Origin of the sequence: Streptomyces sp. NPDC127092 (assembly GCF_042722475.1) — a bacterium.
Taxonomy (GTDB): Bacteria; Actinomycetota; Actinomycetes; order Streptomycetales; family Streptomycetaceae; genus Streptomyces.
In genome coordinates, this window is the sequence record NZ_JBHXFE010000103.1 from 1 (window position 1) to 2,836 (window position 2,836).

The window sequence follows — 2,836 nt, forward strand, 5'->3', positions numbered from 1 at the left end:
GCTAGCCTCCGTGAGACCGTCTATCAACGCTCCCTGCCTCTGGCCACGCGAGACCTGGTCCTCCGCCCCGCCTATCTGAACAGCACCAGAGAAGGCGGAATCATCGGTGCGGCCCATCTCGCTCTCGACGAGCTCTTTGACCCGGCTACCTTCCAGCGCCTCATTACTCACGGGCCCCCGCGCAGTGTGGAGGAGCTGCACACTGCAACGGTTCTCACTGAGGCGCGAGGAATAGTGCACCCATGAATGCCAGGACGGCCAGGGTGACCCTTACGGGGCCATGGCCCGTCGCCGGGGGCGCGTCGCAGTGAGGTGCGAACGGCTGACGGCCACCGTTTCATGCGCGACGCTCAGATCGCGCGGGTCGCTCGGGGGAGTGACGTCCCCAGTGCGGTGGACTGGGCGGTTTGGACGAATGCCCGCGCTGCCCGGTGTTCGTTGTCCTGGCGCCAGGCCACACTGACCGTGGAGGGGGCCAGGCCGATCACGGGGACGAAGGCCAGTCCGGGGCGGCTGTAGAAGCGTTGAGTGGAGGCTTGCGTGAAGGCGATGCCCTGCTGACTCAGAATGGCCTCGAAGCATTCGTCGACGGTACTGACCTCGGAGCCGATGACGGGTGGGTGGTTGTGGCGGGCGTCGGTGGCGAGCCAGAACTCCCGCCATAGCTTCGGGGCGTTGCGGGCGATGAATGGTTCGTTCAAGAGCTCTTCGATCCGGACCGAGGACCGGGTGGCCAGTTCCGAAGCATCAGAGACCACCAGAACCCGGGGCTCGGCGAACAGGGCCCTCGTCCGCAATTCCTTGAAATGTGGCACAGGTGGGCGGATGAAGGCGACGTCGGCGCTGCCATCGGCGAGCCCAGCGGTGGGATCGCTGAAGGGGTAGGAGCGCATCTCGATCTGGACTGCCGGGTTGCTCTGGCGGTAGGCCGCTAAAACGGCCCGGGTGAGTTCAGCGGCGGCGTTGGCCTGGAACCCCACAACGAGTTTCCGGCCCGGTTCGCGTCCTGCTTGTCGGGTCAGGGAAGCGGCCGCCTCAGCGGCCACCAGCAGGTCCCGGCTGTGGGCCAGTAGTACCTCCCCCGCCGGAGTCAGGGTCACCCCTCGGCTGGTGCGATTGAACAAGGGGGTGTTGAGGGAGCGTTCGAGATTGCGGATTTGCACGCTCAGTGACGGCTGGGCGATATGGAGCCGGGTGGCCGCACGGCCGAAGTGCAGCTCTTCAGCAACAGTGACGAAGTAGCGCAGAACCCGCAGCTCGAGGGAGGGCTGCATGGGCCGATTGTAGCGACGGCTCCGGCGGCCGGCCAATAGTTGCGGCCTATCGCCCCATGGCAGGGGAGTAATGGATCTGTGACGCAGGCCACGATCCAATGGAGAAGGTAAACGTCACGGACAGAGCACGTCAGGCTGGAAGGACCACAACATGACTGCCACCACCTCCACTCCCTCGGCCGAGCAGTGGGTTGACGCCTTTAGGGCGGCCAATGACCAGGATCCCGAGCTTCTGGCCCACGGGAAGTACTTCACCTGCTCTTATCTGCTGGACATGGCTGAGCACTCCTTCGTCGTGCGAATGAATGCGGGGAAGGTCGCTGACATCAGCGTCGATCCCGGCCCCCTGGACGCCCCGTACCAGTTCGCTATCCGTGCTAGTGCGGCCACCTGGCGGGAATTCGGCACTGAGGTTCCCGCGCCGATGTTCCACGGTATCTGGGCGGCGTCCTTCCAGCGCGACATGTCCCTCGAAGGGGATGTGTTGGTGCTGATGCAGAACCTGCGCTGCCTCACCCGCCAGATCGAACTGCTCCGCACCGTCGGCGTGCCGGTCTGATCCCTCTGCCCTGTCTGGAAAAGGAGAATTCTCATGGCTGCTATTTCCGCTGTCACCGGCCGCTACGTCACCGTTCAGGTCGACGGACTGGAGTACAAGGTCTTCTACCTCGAAAACGGCACCGGGCAGCCGCTGATCTGTCAGCACACGGCCGGCTGTCACAACCACCAGTGGCGGGATCTGCTCGAGGACGAAGAGATCACCGCCAACTACCGGGTCATCGCCTACGACCTGCCCTGGCACGGGAAGTCCGACCCGCCAGAGAACACTGCCTGGTGGACTGAGGAGTACAAGCTCACCGCCGATCACTTTGCCAACTTCATCATCGCTCTGTGCGACGCTCTGGAACTGGAGGACCCGATCTTCATGGGCTCCTCCTTCGGGGGCAACATTGCTCTGCAGCTGGCTCACCGGCGTCCGGACCGCTTCGATGCGGTTATTCCGGTGGAGGGGGCGGACTACTCCCCAGGCTTCTACCTGGACTGGTGGCAGCATCCGCACGCCAATGCCGCCCAAGTCTGCGCCTCCGGTACCTGGGATCTGATGGCTCCGCAGTCCCCGGAGGCCGACCGGTGGAAGACGTGGTTCTACTACACCCAGGGATCGGAAGCTTTCAAGGGCGACCTGCACTTCTACTCGGTCGATCATGACCTTCGAGGCAAGCTCGACGAAATCGACACCGACCAGTGTGCGGTTGTGCTGATGACCGGCGAATACGACTACCTCACCACCCCCGAAGATGGTGAGCGGACGGCCTCGCAGATCCGCAACGCGGAGTTCATCAAGATGAAGGAGATCGGTCACTTCCCGATGAGCGAGAATTACCCCGTGTTCGGCGGTTACCTCAAGCGCGCTCTGGAGATCATCAAGACCAAGAAGAGTGCCTCGACCAGCGCCTGACCTCGGTTTGTCGCAGTCTTCCTACTCGGAGACCACCTCGATCTTCTGAAAGAAGCCAGGGGTCTCTGGGGGAAGGAAAGCGTCGTGGGTTTTTTTCACTCTC

At 63.3% G+C, this 2,836-nt stretch carries 3 protein-coding genes; 2 read left to right on the plus strand and 1 reads right to left on the minus strand.

What is annotated here, in order from left to right; translation table 11 throughout:
* Window positions 1-350 precede the first annotated feature (350 nt).
* Window positions 351-1,274, minus strand: a complete 924-nt coding sequence (locus ACFWJO_RS37400; RefSeq protein WP_145015879.1) for a LysR family transcriptional regulator — start codon at window positions 1,272-1,274, stop codon at window positions 351-353.
* Window positions 1,275-1,425: 151 nt separating this feature from the next.
* On the opposite strand from ACFWJO_RS37400, the gene ACFWJO_RS37405 reads away from it, so the two are divergent.
* The gene (locus ACFWJO_RS37405) at window positions 1,426-1,833 is read left to right on the plus strand and encodes a hypothetical protein (RefSeq protein ID WP_145015877.1); all 408 of its coding nucleotides are present in this window, start codon (window positions 1,426-1,428) and stop codon (window positions 1,831-1,833) included.
* Between the two features lie 33 nt (window positions 1,834-1,866).
* Complete coding sequence (locus ACFWJO_RS37410; RefSeq protein ID WP_145015875.1) at window positions 1,867-2,733, plus strand: alpha/beta fold hydrolase; 867 nt, start codon at window positions 1,867-1,869, stop codon at window positions 2,731-2,733.
* Window positions 2,734-2,836 lie beyond the last annotated feature (103 nt).